Source organism: Occallatibacter gabretensis, from assembly GCF_001449115.1.
Taxonomy (GTDB): Bacteria; Acidobacteriota; Terriglobia; order Terriglobales; family Acidobacteriaceae; genus Telmatobacter; species Telmatobacter gabretensis.
On the sequence record NZ_LAIJ01000009.1, the window covers coordinates 967489 to 983487 of the forward strand.

At 55.2% G+C, this 15999-nt stretch carries 11 protein-coding genes and 1 tRNA gene; 6 read left to right on the top strand and 6 right to left on the bottom strand.

All coding sequences use genetic code 11. The annotated features are described in order from the left end of the window. Nucleotides 1-26: 26 nt before the first annotated feature. On the bottom strand, nt 27-2498 hold the full coding sequence (locus VO84_RS10285; protein ID WP_058187541.1) for a glycoside hydrolase family 31 protein: 2472 nt from the start codon (nt 2496-2498) through the stop codon (nt 27-29). Nucleotides 2499-2638: 140 nt separating this feature from the next. After that, complete coding sequence (locus VO84_RS10290; RefSeq protein WP_058188703.1) at nt 2639-3745, bottom strand: Rieske 2Fe-2S domain-containing protein; 1107 nt, start codon at nt 3743-3745, stop codon at nt 2639-2641. Nucleotides 3746-3891: 146 nt separating this feature from the next. Here VO84_RS10290 and VO84_RS10295 point away from each other — a divergent pair. Beyond that, nucleotides 3892-3969 (top strand) — tRNA-Glu (locus VO84_RS10295). Between the two features lie 401 nt (nt 3970-4370). Here the strand turns inward: VO84_RS10295 and VO84_RS10300 are convergent. Continuing rightward, complete coding sequence (locus tag VO84_RS10300; protein ID WP_058187542.1) at nt 4371-4634, bottom strand: hypothetical protein; 264 nt, start codon at nt 4632-4634, stop codon at nt 4371-4373. A gap of 39 nt (nt 4635-4673) precedes the next feature. On the opposite strand from VO84_RS10300, the gene VO84_RS10305 reads away from it, so the two are divergent. The 4 genes from VO84_RS10305 (at nt 4674) to VO84_RS10320 (ending at nt 9164) form a co-directional block, all read left to right on the top strand. Then, nucleotides 4674-4973, top strand: coding sequence for a hypothetical protein (locus VO84_RS10305; protein ID WP_058187543.1), 300 nt, complete (start codon nt 4674-4676; stop codon nt 4971-4973). 112 nt (nt 4974-5085) lie between these two features. Beyond that, complete coding sequence (locus tag VO84_RS10310) at nt 5086-7482, top strand: glycosyltransferase family 4 protein (RefSeq protein ID WP_231737875.1); 2397 nt, start codon at nt 5086-5088, stop codon at nt 7480-7482. Beyond that, on the top strand, nt 7479-8504 hold the full coding sequence (locus tag VO84_RS10315) for a glycoside hydrolase family 130 protein (RefSeq protein WP_197413973.1): 1026 nt from the start codon (nt 7479-7481) through the stop codon (nt 8502-8504). Before VO84_RS10310 ends, VO84_RS10315 begins: the two co-directional genes overlap by 4 nt. Nucleotides 8505-8801: 297 nt before the next feature. Further along, nucleotides 8802-9164, top strand: coding sequence for a hypothetical protein (locus tag VO84_RS10320; protein ID WP_058188706.1), 363 nt, complete (start codon nt 8802-8804; stop codon nt 9162-9164). A 63-nt stretch (nt 9165-9227) separates the two neighbouring features. Here the strand turns inward: VO84_RS10320 and VO84_RS10325 are convergent, their stop codons facing one another. The 3 genes from VO84_RS10325 to VO84_RS10335 all read right to left on the bottom strand — a co-directional run bounded on the left by VO84_RS10325 (nt 9228) and on the right by VO84_RS10335 (nt 12727). Next, complete coding sequence (locus tag VO84_RS10325) at nt 9228-9977, bottom strand: bestrophin-like domain (protein ID WP_058187544.1); 750 nt, start codon at nt 9975-9977, stop codon at nt 9228-9230. A 69-nt stretch (nt 9978-10046) separates the two neighbouring features. After that, the gene (locus tag VO84_RS10330) at nt 10047-11228 is read right to left on the bottom strand and encodes a hypothetical protein (RefSeq protein WP_058187545.1); all 1182 of its coding nucleotides are present in this window, start codon (nt 11226-11228) and stop codon (nt 10047-10049) included. Between the two features lie 50 nt (nt 11229-11278). Then, nucleotides 11279-12727, bottom strand: coding sequence for a DUF2252 domain-containing protein (locus tag VO84_RS10335; protein WP_231737876.1), 1449 nt, complete (start codon nt 12725-12727; stop codon nt 11279-11281). Between the two features lie 517 nt (nt 12728-13244). Between VO84_RS10335 and VO84_RS10345 the strand changes: the two genes are divergently transcribed. After that, a complete protein-coding gene (locus tag VO84_RS10345) occupies nt 13245-15986 on the top strand; it encodes an MGH1-like glycoside hydrolase domain-containing protein (protein WP_058187547.1) in 2742 nt (913 codons plus the stop codon). Nucleotides 15987-15999: the final 13 nt, after the last annotated feature.

Here is a 15999-nt window from a genome sequence, read left to right on the forward strand (position 1 = left end):
TCGAGTACCGATTGAAGCCTATTACGTTATTGGAAGGTGATGTGCATCGCGCCGCCTTTACTGGGAACAGTGACGGCTGAGCCGAGGGAGGTTTTCTCTGGCGTGATTGCACGACTTTCTGTTGACGCGCTCTTCGCAGCGAAGCCGATTACTTCGACCCGAATCTCTTTCCACCATGAAGTGAAGTTGCCTTCCGATTTGGCGACATCCACATTGAGCGCACCGTCAGCGGCGATAGAGCAGGTGAAGCTCTGGCGCAGATATGCGCCGTGGCGGAAGTTATAGGTTGCGCCATCGTCCTGGTAGATTTCCCCGCTGCAGGATGCACCAGGGCCTGGTGCGTACACACGCAACGTCAGCAGGCCGTTTGGCACTTCGCTTGTCGATTGCGTCACGGGCTGCATGGGCACGATTGCGCCTGCCCTGACATATATGGGCAGCTCATCGAGTTTGGGCTGGACCATAATGGGCGGCAGTGCTGCGGTTGTCTCGCGGATCTCGTTGTCACGTGCTGCAATGGGGGCGCTGCGATCCAGGCGCTCGCCGGTCCAGTAGTTGTACCAGATGCCGGGCGGAAGATGGACCTCGTAGGGCGCGACCTCTTCAGGAGATGGCGAGTCAGCGACTAGCAGGTCCGGACCGAACATGAATTCGCCTGGCGCATCGAGATCAAGCGGATGATTGTCCGCCGTGGCATGAGGAAACTCTACAAACAAGGGCCGGATGATGGGCAGACCATCGCGCGAGGTCTCTTCCGCCGTGGTGTAGAGGTAAGGCATCAGCTTGTAGCGTTCCTCGATATAGCGACGGCGGATAGCTTCCTGCTCAGGACCGTCAGCCCAGGGCTCATGTGGTCGCGAGCCTTTCACGGCGTGGTCGCGGTCAATCGGTTGAAACGCGGCAAGCATGAGCCAGCGCGTAAGCAGATCGGGCGGCGGTGAGCCGGCAAAGCCGCCCACATCCGCGCCGGCGAGCGAAAAGCCGCTCAGGCCAAGGTTAAGAAGCTGTGGTGTTGTCTGCCGGAGATGATTCCACGTAGATGAGTTATCGCCAGTCCAGGTGACGGCGTAGCGCTGGCCACCGGCAAAGCTGGCACGCGTCATCACGAAGGGTCGCTCATTCGGGCGCAGCGCAAGAACGCCATCATGCGTGGCGCGCGAGTTCTCCATGCCGTAGATGTTGTGAATCTCGGTGTGCGCAGCGGTGCGCGTAGCAAAGCCCGGCTCCTCAATGCGGTGTTGCACGTCGCCCGGCATAGTCTTGGCGGGATACACAAAGACAGCCGGCTCATTCATGTCGTTCCAGAAACCGGAGACACCGTCAGCAACGAGCTGCTTATAGAGCGTTCCCCACCAGGCGCGAGTCTGCTGTTGGGTAAAGTCTGGAAAAACGGACGGACCGGGCCAGACGGGACCGATGTAATCCTGCCCATTGCGCTTGACGAAGTGGTCGCCTGCCTTGCCAGTGTCATAGGGCGCATAGTTCTGGTTGGGCAGATACGCAACGTGCAGATCCGTGATGGTGATGAGATGGAATTGCTCAGCGGAGAGCGTATGCACCATATCCGCGAAGCCGGGAAAACGATCCTGATCGATGGTGAAGGGGCGATTCTTCTGCTGGAAGTCGATATCGAGCCAGATGGCGTCGGCAGGAATGCGGCCCGAGCGGAAGCGCGCAGCCACTTCCTCGGTCTCCTTGCGCGACATATAGCTGTAACGCGACTGCTGAAACCCCAGCGCCCATAGAGGAGGCAGCGGTGTGGGTCCGGTAAGCCAGGCCCAGGTGTTCAGGACGTGCTTTGGCTCCGGGCCATACAGCAGGTAGTAATCAAGCGGCCCCGCGGGCGCGGAGAATGTGTATCGGTCGTCGCGCTCGCGGCCAAAGTCGAAGAAGGTGCGATAGGTGTTGTCGAGGAAGACGCCGAGGGCGCGGCCCGCACGCATTTGGATGAAGAACGGGATTGATTTGTAGATAGGGTCCGTCGATTCCTGCCAGCCAAAGGTGTCGCTGTTCCACATGACAAAGGCTTCCCCCGCTCGGTCGAGGGGGCCGGGCTTATCACCGAGTCCGAAGAAGTGATCATCGCCGGTTTTAATTTTGGTTACACGGAATGCGCCTCCGTCCCAGGCAGCGGGTGCGGCGTCCTGCTGCAGGATGTTGCCATTGAGATCGGCGACGGTAAGTCGCCCATCTGCCGAAATGGTGACACGCAGAACCGGGGTACGAAATCCGCTCTCCTCGAGCGTAACTGGGAAGCGCGTTAACCGCGATGGAGGCAGCATGGCCCAGGAAGCATCTTCCGGCTGCCGGTCTGCCGGATAGATGCGCACGCGAAGAACGTCTGGCCGCAGAGCCTGTACGTTGAGGGTGACGCCGTTTACTGTCTTTACGATGCCAGTGGGTGAGCTTGGCGGCAAGACCTGCTGCGCCTGCACGCGAAGGCCTCCACCGAGGAAGACCGCGGCGGAGAGCGCAAATACTTTTTTACCGTTCAACATGGCGTCAGAGTGGAGATGTGGGCAGCTTCAGCGCAATGCAGAAAACTCCCTCAGTGTCTCATTTTGCAGTCAACAGATAAGGCTATTCTTTGCATCAGGTTAGGGGAGCCGCTGAACCGATTTTCTGAGCTGGCGCAGCTCTAACTTCGCCAGTGCAGATCGACAGGGCCATCCATGGAATGCTTCGGTGCAGCGCCGGCAGGGGTCTCAAGCCGCGCCTGCTTCAAAGCGAAATACCATTTAGCCGGCTTGTCGGCGTCGTCAATCAGCATCAGGCTGGGGTTGTGACGCAGGCCCTCGGCCTGCTGGATCATCGTCTCCTGGTCCTGGCGAACAAACTTGGCGCCGAAGAACTTGGCGATGGGCGTGACGAAAGGGACGCGATAGAAGACGTTCCAGGCACCAATCACATCAATACGGCAGGTAGAGCTGGTGACGGGCGTAATGGTAGTGAGCGAAGAAAACCACTTGTCGCCGCAGCGAATGGTCTCCGTGCGCCGGTTCGGCAGCACAAAGTCGATGGTGGTCTCAACGGGCTGGCCATAGACGCCAAGCAGTTTATATGGAGCCGAGTTGGCGCTGGGTGCATGCGCCGCCATCCGGAAGCCCTCCGGAATCGGCTCAAAGCGCTTGGTTTTCTCGCGGATGGAGTGGCGGCTGCGCCACCACCATGCCTGGTGCACAAAAGGCCCGTGCGCCGGATCCATAAGGCCAATAATGCCGTGATCCACGTTGCAGGGCAGGTCGGCTGAGAGATGCGCAGTGCGGAAACGAGGTCCAAATTTGGCGAGCTCTGGAACGGGTCTGTCCGGTGCAGCCAGCCTTCCGGATCCCGGCGCGGGAATGTAGACCCAGGCATGGCCGTCGCGCTCCTCGCAGGGGTACGCTGAGGCATAAATTCGCGTTGGGTCAAGCTTATCGTGGCTTGAAAGCGAGGGAATCTGCTCGCACTGCCCGCTGCACGGCTCAAACTCCCATCCATGGTATCGGCAAGTCAGGCGGTTGCCGTCAAACCAGCCCACGCTCAAGGGGATGCCGCGGTGCGGACAGCTGTCGCGCATGGCAAAGACGCGCCCGTCAGTGCGGCGGCCCAGTACCAGTGGGATATCAAGCAGCATGGCCGTCGCTAGTTTGCCTTTGCGGAACCCATCCGTGCGGAGCGCAGGATACCAGTCGTCATAAATGAGCGTAGCGGCCGGACCGAAAGCCGGGCCGGTCGCGGACTGGATGCTGGTAACTAGAGCCATCAAGAGAAAGATAGCAGCGCATCCGCGATCTTTGACATGCCACGCTTGAATTGGTAGCTTAATAGAAGGGTACTTGTGGCCAAACGGCTGCTTTCTTTGACTCTGGAACAGCCATTCGGTAGTTCCTTCCGCCACTTCCCTAAAGCGTCCCCGTCGTCTAGCCCGGCCTAGGACACCGCCCTTTCACGGCGATAACACGGGTTCGAATCCCGTCGGGGACGCCAATTAAATCAATCACTCAGAAGATATAACAACGGCAATACTTAAACTCACTTAAAGTAGCGTTGGCTGTGGAGTCGCCGGAATCGAAGCGGACCCCCAATGATGTCGCATGGCCAAGTTGCTTCAACCACTAACGCCTGAAGTGAAGGCCGCGCTCGTCAAGCTAAGCGCTCCTATCGAGTGAGAACGGAAGCACTCTCCGCGAGTGAGCCGCACGCATGCGAATTAAGGCGTATGCTTGAAACAGTAGTAGAGATTCGTTTCTCGCCTTTGGCAACCCAGGCTTTGCTTCGGACGAGCGCCGCGCCGTTCAAGCACGCAACCAAAAGACTGGAACTGCCATGCCCCTCATTAAAAAAGCTGATGTAAAGAACTATCTTGCAACCCGTCGCCAGCGGGCTCATCAAGGGCTTTCGACGAGCGTGCCAGATGCGACAGGGACTTCGGAAACTGGCGCGATCTCGACCAGGCCTGATTTTCCGAGCTCTGAGCCGTCGATATTTGCTGAAGGTTTCTTTGCGGAATGCTCGCCAGCTACAACGGTCGACCCTTCGGTCAAGCGTAGGGCCATCTCCGTCAGTTCCCAGGCGCCTGCAACATCAAAAAGCGCGCAAGCGTGAGGCTGCATTCCGTTTTCCTGCGCAAAGATTGCATTCTGCCGGATCATCTGGAGCCACTCCAGGAACCTGTTTGCGATAACTGGACCATGGTTCAGGAGATCGCCGCACCGGTCTTCGATTCCGTCATTCGTCAATCTGGATGGCACTTTATGTGGATCAATGGCGCCAGCGCCCGAAGGGGCTTCGGGACCACGCGGGAAAATGCGACCAGTCGAGCCCTGGGGCACGCGCTTCACGGGGTTAGACCGCGATTCAATGCGGCTGAGTTGGATTCAGTTCAGGTAACAAAGTACCCCGGCTTCTATGTTGCGAATGTCTCCGTGCAGCCGCGTCAGATCCAGCACCACACTTCGCTGGATACGCCCGCCGAAAGCCCGCGCAGATAATATCGCTGCTTCATCCGGTCGCGTAATTAGGCAAACATCAGCTGTTCCACCTGCCTTTTCCGCGAATTGCGGACTATCAGAACAACGTCGACCGAAACGAAAGCAGGACAAGATGCCTCCCCATGAAATGACAGACTCGGAAACGACTCATCCGGCGAAATCGTTTGCAAAGCCAGTTTCAACAGTGCATCAGCATAACGGCCCCCAGGCTCTGCAGTTTCCATTGCCTACACGCATTGCTTTTGTCGGGAATTATCTTCCGCGCGAGTGCGGCATCGCGACGTTTACGACCGATCTGTGCACCGCGCTTGCATCCGAATATGGTCAGCAGCGACTGTTCGCCATTCCCGTCAACGATCCCGGTTCAAGTTATGACTACCCTGAGCAAGTTCGCCTGGAACTGGAACAGGAAGAACTGGCCTCCTATGAACGAGCTGCGGATTTTCTAAATTTCAATGGCAATGACCTTGTCTGCCTGCAACACGAATACGGCATCTTTGGAGGAACTGCGGGCAGTTACATCCTGGCGCTGCTTCATAGATTGAAAATGCCGCTGGTCACCACGTTACATACTGTTCTGCGCACACCGGATGCGAATCAGCGCATGGTGCTGGAAGAGATTGCCAGGCTCTCCGATCGCCTCGTGGTGATGAGTGAACTGGCGGCTGAGATCCTGCGCGACGTGTATGCGGTTTCTGAAGAAAAGATCGACATCATTCCACATGGCGTGCCAGAGATGACTTTCATGGATCCCAACTATTTCAAGGATAGCTTTGGCACGGAAGGAAAATCCGTCCTTTTGACCTTTGGTCTTCTGTCTCCGAATAAAGGCATCGAGAACGTGATACGCGCTCTTCCCGCGATTCTGGCGAAGCATCCGAATGTGGTGTACATCGTTTCCGGAGTAACACATCCGCATATTAGGCGACGTGATGGAGAGCGTTATCGCGAAGAACTGACTGCGCTTGCTGAGCAACTAGGCGTCTCATCCCAGCTGATTTTCAATAACCGTTTTGTAAGCACCGAGGAACTGGTAGAGCACGTAGGCGGTGCGGATATCTATATCACGCCTTATCGGCAGGAGGCGCAGATTGTCTCTGGCACACTCGCCATCGCTCTGGGCGCCGGAAAAGCAATCATCTCCACGCCTTACTGGCATGCAAAGGAACTTCTCGCCGATAGACGAGGCGTGATTGTTCCCTTTGACAATCCTGAGTCGATTGCGACGGCGGTAATTGAACTCTTGGAGAATGACGCGGAACGTCATGCCATGCGCAAGCGTGCGTACCTCTATTCACGCGAAACGACCTGGCCGAAGACAGCGCGGGCTTATATGGCGAGCTTCCAGCGTGCACGCTTCGAGCGCAGTCTACGGCCACGGCCTGCGCAATTAGATGAGCCGGTGTCGAATACACCCGAGGATCTGCCTATGCTCAATACGGCGCACTTACTCAACATGACCGACGATACCGGCATGTTGCAACACGCAATTTTCTCCATTCCCAATACGCGCGAGGGTTATACGACCGACGACAACGCACGCGCGCTCATCGTGTCCACTCTTATGGATGAGAGTGCCAAACTCGAGCAAGTGGGTGAGCATCTCGGGCTTTCGCGTCGCTATCTGGCTTTTCTCTGGCTCGCGTTTCACTCTGACTCAGGCCGGTTCAGAAATTTTCTCGCCTACAACCGGAAATGGTTGGAAGATGTTGGTTCAGAAGACAGTCATGGGCGTGCGCTGTGGGCTTTGGGCACAGTGCTTGGCCATTCACAGGATGCGGGATTGCGCGGAGCAGCAGGCAGACTGTTTGAGGCTGCTATGCCGGTCGCTTTGACGTTCAGCAGTCCGCGCGCATGGGCATTCAGTATTCTCGGAACGCAGGCCTATCTGGACTGGTTTCCGGGCGACAGGGCCGTTCAGGGCGCGCGTAATAGGCTTGCCAATCAGCTGTTGAATATCTACGAGAAGAGTAGTAGTGCCACTTGGCCATGGTTCGAAAAGAGCCTGTCTTACTCGAATGCCAGGCTGTCACAGGCTCTTATTCTCGCGGGATGGCGAAGCGGGAACCAAAAGATGATCGCAGCAGGCATCGAGTCTCTGGAATGGCTCGTGGCTGTCCAGCATCAAGGCGACGAAGAGATTTTTGTGCCTATCGGCTCGAATGGATTTTTCACGGAGGGCAAAGAGAAGGCTCGCTTCGATCAACAACCTGTGGAAGCCTGCGCCACAATCTCTGCATGCCTTGAAACCTACAGGCTTACGCGCGAACTGCGTTGGCTTGAGCAAGCACAGCAAATCTTCCGCTGGTTTCTCGGAAAAAACGATTTGCAGATTCCGCTTTACGATGCTGCAACGGGCGGATGTCGAGATGGACTCCATCCTGACCGGGTGAATGAAAATCAGGGAGCCGAATCAACACTTTCGTTCCTGATGGCCCTCCTTGAAATGCAAGAGGAGAACGTCATAAACGCAGATGAACTTCATCAGGAAATGAGTGTCTCTCTTTGAGCCTGAACACTTCTCCAGCTATATCGCCCGATCCCATTGCTACGGAATCATTCAAACAAGGACGAGGCACAGATCAGCCTTTGTTTACGCGCCATTCCGGTAACCCGATCCTCAGCCGGGAAGACTGGCCTTATCCGATTAACAGCGTCTTCAATGCTGCCGCGGTGCAACTGCCGGATGGAGATACCCTCCTGCTTTGCAGGGTGGAAGACCGGACTGGCCTGTCGCATCTGTGCGCAGCCCGCTCAGCCAATGGAATTGATGGATGGCGCATCGATTCCGAGCCCACGCTGATGGCCAACCCGCGTGAATATCCTGAAGAAATCTGGGGCCTCGAAGATCCTCGCATTACATATGTTCCGGAATTAGGGCAGTATGCGATTGCATACACGTCCTTCGCACGAGGCGGCCCCGGAGTGTCGCTCGCACTCACCAAAGATTTCCGTAGCTTTGAGAGGTTTGGCGTCATCATGCCGCCTGAAGACAAGGATGCGGCTCTATTGCCTCGCAAGATCAACGGCTACTGGGCCATGATTCATCGGCCGGTGACGCCGACAGGCGCTCACATGTGGATCTCATACTCGCCCGATTTGCGGCACTGGGGAAGCCATAAAGTCATGCTGGAAGCACGGCGCGGCGGATGGTGGGATGCAAACAAGATCGGGCTATGCTCCCCGCCTATCGAGACGTCGAAAGGCTGGCTGACGATCTATCACGGAGTCCGCCAAACAGCTTCGGGAAGCATCTATCGCCTGGGCCTCGCGCTCTTCGACATCAATCAGCCGGAAATCTGCCTGCAGCGTGGCGACTCCTGGATCTTCGGACCGGAGGCCCCTTATGAGTGCAATGGCGATGTGAATAACGTTGTGTTCCCCTGTGGGCAGACAATCGGCGCTGATGGGGATACGATTCATCTCTATTACGGCGCGGCGGATTCCTGCATAGCGATGGCAACGGGCAGTATACGCGCTATGCTTGCATGGCTCGACCTACACTCTGGTTCAGAAAACTCGGGCCGGTAGTAGCCGCGCCGGATGGAGGGGAAAATGCGTGCAGCAAGTCGGCAACGACCTATGTGGTTACCGCAAATGATCTGGACCAAACATGAGTGTCCCAGTTGCAACTCGGTCAAATTCAAGGCGGCTGAGTTGCGCTCGTTCGACGGTTTACTCAGCATGTTTGCGCTGAGGCCTGTGCGCTGCGTGTTCTGCTGGAGACGATATTACTGGTTCGCCTTTCACGCGCCACACCCAGCCTGAGGCATTGCCGGAAATGTGGCACAGGGAACGCGTCTGTTTATCGATGGAAAGAAGAACCGCATGGAACCATTATCCAATCCCACATCGAATGATCTTTTGCTGCGCCTTTTGTCAGAGCACCCGCATGAAGCAATGAACTATACAGTGATCGCGCAAAGTGCGAACGAGGTGCAGGACATTCAAAATGCTCCGTCGGTGAGCATGGGACCATATCTGGTCTCGTCTGGGCAGACCCGCCTGCTGACCACTCTCAGCATCTATAGTCTGCGCGGCAGCAGCCGCGAACAGATGAGATTCCTTTACATGAATGTGACAGCGCTGCGCCTCTGGAAGGATATGGGCAAACAGCCAAACCAGATTGGCACACAGCATCGTCCGCCCCATGCTGCGTTACTCTCCTTGGGCGTGCCGTTCAGCGAGTAAGATTCAGTTGCGAAAAATGGACGTTCATCCATGCCCATAGCCTTGCGTTAAGCATCGCCTGTTTCAGCGGAGTGACTGCTTCAGGCTCTCCATATTTTGCGACTGGACGCGAATGATGCCTCTGCGTGGACTATCGATATCCGCAATCAGAAAAAACGCGATTGCGACCATAAAAGGCAAAACCGGGAACAATAGAGATCGACGGTCAAGAGCACGGTAGCCGGTCAGAATGCTGCAGGAGACTGCGAGAACGATCATCAGAATCCATGCGCCTGTGGGGAGCCGGTTCCACCAAGCCGCTTGTGTATAGCCCTGGCGGTTGAGCACATCGTTCATGCCGGCAACTGCCAATGCGGCAACAGGAGTCGGTTGCTCCCTGGCTGCACTTTGCACGGTTGACCACATCTCGTTCTGCAGCTTCGTGGTCTCTGCGGCAATCGAGTTAAGCTGCTCCTCATCTCGCACCGTATAGAACAACATGCGCTGATCCAGATATTGGACCAGCAACTGACGCACCCTCACAGCAGCGTCCCCCGGAAGCAGATCTGCGCGGGCGTACTCTGTTCCAATCGCGTTGGCCTCTTCTTCTTCATAATTCTTGCGCATGTCGTATCGGGTCACCGCCATTGAAAAGGCGAACCCGATGATCAGGGCCAGCATGGTCAGACTTGAGCCCACTACGAAGTCAAGGTCCTGTCGTTCGCTTTCTTTAACGGGCCTGATCCGCCCCAGCAGATATGCGCCAATGAGCACTGAAAGCCAGAACCCAACAAGCGAAAGAGCAAAAACCAAAACTGGATAGCGCATGAGCATGATTCATTTTGCCTCATCAGACAAGCAGCCTGACAGGAATTTGTCAGCAGCGGCTAACGAGTGACCGCCTTATGCCACGATCTTGAGCAGCAGCTTCAGCAGGTCTCCCAAAGGCATCACTGTCAATAAGAGCGGAACCATGGGGAGAAGGCTAGCCACCACGAGATGGAGCAAATCGAGAGGATCAATCGGAATCGGCTTCATCTTCTGGATGATGCTGAAACTGTTGCCGAGATCGGCGAGCGATTGTATATCTCCAGTGCCCAGCAAAGCCTCATGATCAGGGTTCTCGCCCTCAATCCATTTCTTATGAAATGAACCTGTATATGTGGTTGCCAATGTTCCATATTCATAGAGCCCGCGGCGCTTGGTACGTAGAAGCGTGCCGGCGAACACCACAAGTGGGCCGGCGAAAATAACCAGGACTACAAGTGCATAAGTTGCAACAGCAGGCACAAAGTTCTTGAGTGGAACTTTGTCGTACACAATGTCATTTGCGAGAACACCTGCGGCTGCAATGGAAAAGGCGAACAGCAAAATTCCAAAGAAGCGCTGTGTTTCGCCTACAAAGCCCAAGCCGCCGGCTGCGTCAGGATGCGTCGGAAACAGCTGTAGATCGAGGCTGCGAACACGCGCAAGAAATTGAAACCAGAGAAAGACTCTCCAGAACCAACGCAACAGCAGAAATTGAAGGAGAGGCGCACATAATCCTACAAGCCACCAGCCGGCTAGGGTAAGCGTAGAGCCATGATCTGTGCGAGAGGCGTACCATGTGTCGACATGAACCGCTGTTGTTATGAACGATGTGATCGAGAAACAATAAGCGAGCACCGCCAGTACGATTTCAGCAACAATGGAATCCCTTGAACGCAGTCCATCTCCTATGAACTGGTCGAAACGTTGATAATCCTTTTCGATGACCAGGCCCGAGCTGACGAAATGCACAGCAGCGTCTGCGATCCGTGGCCCAAGAATGTTTTCCGCAAGCATCAATATAGGGATCGAGAGAAGAAACCTGGTATATGTGCTGAAATCGCGCATGAAGGGGACAGGCACAGACCGTCCGAATGCCCGGTGCTGCAGCGCCGCTAACAGAAACAGTGGCAGCCAGGTAATAAGCGCAGCCAGGAGTGCTCTTCTCTTGACTCGAGTGCCATTTTGCTTGATAAGGCCAAAGCGCTTCTGAAGATTGAAGAACGGGCCGCCCTCCATGAGTAGAAACGGCTGAGATGGAATGCCAACCTGATCCATGTTTCCTCCGGCCTTCGATGGTGCTCATTATCAAAGCTGCCGCTCTTCTGCTACTTTCCCATCATCGCCTGCACTTGACGATCATCCTTTACTGCCCTTACAAGTGCCGCATGATCGAGCTCAGTCTGGTTGCCATAAGCCTCGGCCCACTTCGCGAGCGCCTCATCTAAAGTCGCCGACTTGCCACAGTACGCTGCAATCTGCGCCACACCTGCCACGCGAGCATGGGCGCGCGCCAAGATCGCGCCGCAGGCCCAGGCATAAAAATTGAAGGAGCTACCTGTGAGCCATTCAATAGGAATGGAAGCTTTGAGATTCTTCATTTGCCTGACGTAATACGGAACAGACCCAATTTGGGTCCAGCCCAACATCACATCCGTGGAAGCCTGCAGGACGTGCTGCCCTGTAACCACTCTTCTTCCCTGATGAACCGTTTCTTCGCGTGGGAGCGCAGGGACAAACGCTGCATGCACAGGGACGATTGCTTCTTTCACCTGCAGAAAGAGAGGGTCATTGTCTCCATTACCCAGCAACAGAACCAGATAGGCGCGTGTACCTACGCTTCCCACTCCAACTACTCGATGTGCAACAGCAACCACCCTGTACCTGGTAAGCATGAGCTGGCGCTCGCGCGGAAGAGTATGCGCATATTCCATCAAGGCCTCTTCTACAACCTTATGAGTCTTCGCATCAACATGAGTAAGAACCGGCGGATCTTCCCGAAATGTCCAATGACCGTCTTTTTCCCGCGTTGCCATCTTGCTGAGAAGAGCCGCGTTCGTCTGCTGATTCGCTTTTGCTAAAACCTTGCTGAACACAGCTCGCGATTTTGCGTCGACCTTAACCAGGGGATTCTCGCGGCCTGGATACGCGTGCAGATACCACGTTTCCAGAACACCCATGGTCTGCAGGCGGTTCATGTTAAAGCGATAGCCGCGCGCGCAGCGCTTCACTGCCATGTCTCGCTCGAATCTGTTCATGCCATTTTCGCGTGCAGCCAGGTTTACGCTTGCCGTCAACCGCTTCAGATCCCATTCCCACGGACCTATGGTGGTTTCGTCGAAATCATTCAGGTCGAAGACAACATCCCTTTGTGGAGTGCCATAGAAACCGAAATTATTCAAATGGGCATCTCCGTCAATGACGACATGAATGCCTGTCGATGGCGTCTTTGATAAATCGTGTGCCATCACGGCCGCTGCGCCGCGATAAAACGCGAATGGCGAAGCCGCCATGCGCGCCATACGCAGCGGGATTAAGTGAGGCTGGCGTCCTTTGTTCGTCGCCATCACAATTTCCACGGCGCCCGGATGATCCCGATGACGCGACCAGGAGCCATGAGCTTCCCGTGGAACCTTGGTTCGAAGCGCCTTACCCGCAGTGCGGCGTTCATCCAGCGGCAGCTCTCCGCGAAAGAGGGGTAGTTCGTTCGTTTGTTTTCTGAGCGTTTCTTTGGTTTCGGAAGTAGTCGTCGACTTCTTGCGTACAGGGCTGGGCACTCTGTTCCTCCCAATGGCGTTAACCTGCTCGCGATTCATACATGCATGATGGACAGCGGGAGCTAGATCCCTTACTCCATCTTTTGCAGACTGAAGCGGCCATCGTCATGAAAGTGAGCGCGATGGATCCAGGTAAAGACATTGAAATTCAAATTGATACGCAGCGGCACTGTCACAGTTGACAGTATTCGTCGGGGGTGAAACTCCCTAATCTTGGGTCCACCGGCAGTTTGCAGGCTGGACTGTCCACACTTCACTTTCTGATCCGGATGTGGCAAGCTCTCCGGGAATATGTTGGCGGTTCGCCGCTCCACAATCAGCCTCATGCTTTCAGCAGGCCTCGAAGAGGCAGCTCCCACCGGGATTTGATTATTTTCTGGATTTAACGGTAGTGAAACTAACACTTCTGCAGCCATTCTTTGACAAGACAGATTTAGAGGTTGTCGAATAGCAGCCCGACATCCTGCAACGTTCATGCAGCTATATCTCGCCCAAGCCCCGCAATGGAGGTCTGGAAATGACGAATCAGGATGAGAAGCTCACGCCGTTCACCTATGTTGAAGTCGCCGAACAGAAACGACTGAACGAGGCCCGCGAAAAGAACGTTCCGTGGAAGAAGTGGGGTCCGTATCTGAGTGAGAGACAGTGGGGCACGGTCCGGGAAGACTACAGCAAGGACGGCAACGCATGGGATTATTTCACCCATGATCAGGCGAGGTCACGCGCTTATCGTTGGGGTGAAGACGGCATGGCTGGCTTCTCCGATGACAAGCAGCAGCTCTGCTTCTGCCTGTCGCTTTGGAACGGCAAGGATCCAATTCTCAAAGAGCGCATGTTTGGTGTCACCAACAGTGAGTCGAATCACGGCGAGGACGTGAAGGAGTATTACTTCTACATCGACAGCACGCCGACGCACTCGTATATGAAGTATCTCTATAAGTATCCACAGAGTGCGTATCCATATCGCGATCTGGTGGAGACCAATCGCGGGCGATCGCGTGAAGAGTTCGAGTACGAGCTGCTGGACACGGGTATCTTTGACGAGGATCGTTACTTCGATGTGTTCGTGGAATACGCCAAGGGCAATCCTGAAGATACGTTGGTGCGCATCACTATTCACAATCGCGGGCCGGCAGACGCACCGCTTCATCTGCTGCCCACATTGTGGTTTCGCAATACGTGGGCCTGGGACCAGGACGTGCAGAAGCCTCTGCTTGGGCAGATAGACGAGACAAAGATCCACGCCTTCCACAGCGATCTTGGAGAGTACACGCTTCAGTGTGAAGGAGCCGGGGAACTGCTCTTCACAGAAAATGAAACCAATAACAAAAAACTCTGGGGCCAGCCGAATCCGACGCCGTATGTGAAGGACGCGTTTCATCGCTACGTGGTTTCCGGTGAAACCGCCGCGGTGAATCCATCGAAGACAGGTACAAAGGCCGCAGCCCACTATCAACTCACTATTCCGGCCGGAGGCAGCAAGGTGGTCCGCTTGAGGCTGAGCGCAAGGCCGGACGGGTTCGATGACTTTGACACGATCTTCGAAGAACGCATGGCAGATGCAAACGAATTTTACGACCGCATTACTCCGGCAAATCTAAGCGAGGATGAGCGCCGCGTGCATCGTCAGGCGCTCGCGGGGATGTTGTGGTCAAAGCAGTATTACTACTTCGATCTTGACCGTTGGCTTACCGAACACAACGCACATCCGCTCACGGGCACGGGACAGACCGACGGCAGAAACTCCGCCTGGTTTCACATGCTCAACAGCGATGTGATTTCAATGCCGGACAAGTGGGAGTATCCGTGGTACGCCGCCTGGGACCTCGCATTTCACACGATTTCGCTCTCCCTGGTGGACTTTGATTTTGCGAAAGAGCAGTTACTTCTGATGTTGCGCAATCTTTACGCGCATCCAAACGGCCAGATTCCGGCGTACGAATGGAACTTCAGTGACGTGAACCCGCCGGTCCATGCATGGGCAACGCTGTTCCTCTATAGGATCGAGTCGGAACTGGGACGCTCTGATTTCCGCTTCCTCGAACGCTCGTTCCAGGGGCTGATGCTGAACTTCAACTGGTGGGCCAACCGCAAAGATCCCGAAGGACGCAATGTCTTCGCCGGCGGCTTCCTCGGGCTCGATAACATAGGCATCTTTGATCGCAGCTCACCGCTGCCGACCGGCGGTCATCTGGATCAAGCCGACGGCACCGCATGGATGGCTTTTTATTGCCAATGCATGCTGGAGATCGCGCTGGTTCTGACGGAATACGACCCGATGTATGAGGAGATTGCCTACCGCTTTCTGGAGCAGTTTATCTGGATTGCGTACGCGATGGACCGCATCGGTGCTTGCAAAGATGAGATGTGGGATTCCGAAGATAAATTTTTCTATGATCTTCTGCATTTCCCGGACGGCGATGTAATGCGACTCAAAATCCGCTCGATGGTTGGGTTATTGCCGCTCTGTGCATCGACTGTACTCGAACATGACACGATAAGTAATCATCCGCGGATATTGGAACTGGTAAATCTATTTCGCAAGCGCCACCCCGAGGTACTTGAAAAAATCGCTTCCGCAGAAGACTTCGCAAAAGGCGGTTACGTGGGACGGCGGCTCCTCACCACATGCAACAGGGAGAAGCTGACCAGCGTTCTGGGTTACATGCTCGATGAGAACGAGTTCCTCAGCCCTTACGGCATTCGCTCTCTCTCGAAATACCATCTGGAACACCCTTTTGTAATGCACGTCGGCGGACAGGAATTCAAGGTGCAATATCTGCCTGCCGAATCGAACACGGCAATGTTCGGCGGCAACTCGAACTGGCGTGGGCCCGTCTGGATGCCGGTAAACGGCTTGATCATTCGTGGACTGCTGCAGATGTATCCATTTTATGGACCGGATTTCAAGGTCGAGTGTCCAACCGGGTCCGGCAACTACATGACGCTGTTTGAAGTGGCAAAAGAAATCTCGAACAGGTTATCGAAGATCTTTCTGCGCGATGAAAATGGAAAGCGTCCGGTATATGGTGGATCAAAGAAGTTTCAAGAGGATCCGTACTGGAAGGACTACATCCTGTTTTATGAGTACTTCCACGGAGATAACGGCGCGGGCCTGGGCGCCAGTCATCAGACGGGCTGGACTGGCCTGATTGCCCGGAACCTCGATCTGTTTGCGCGGCTTAATCCAGAAGCTTTACTGAAGGCACCAAAAAATATCTTGGCTGATATGGCGCGGCAAGAAGTAGCAGGTGCATGAGTGATATAGGCTG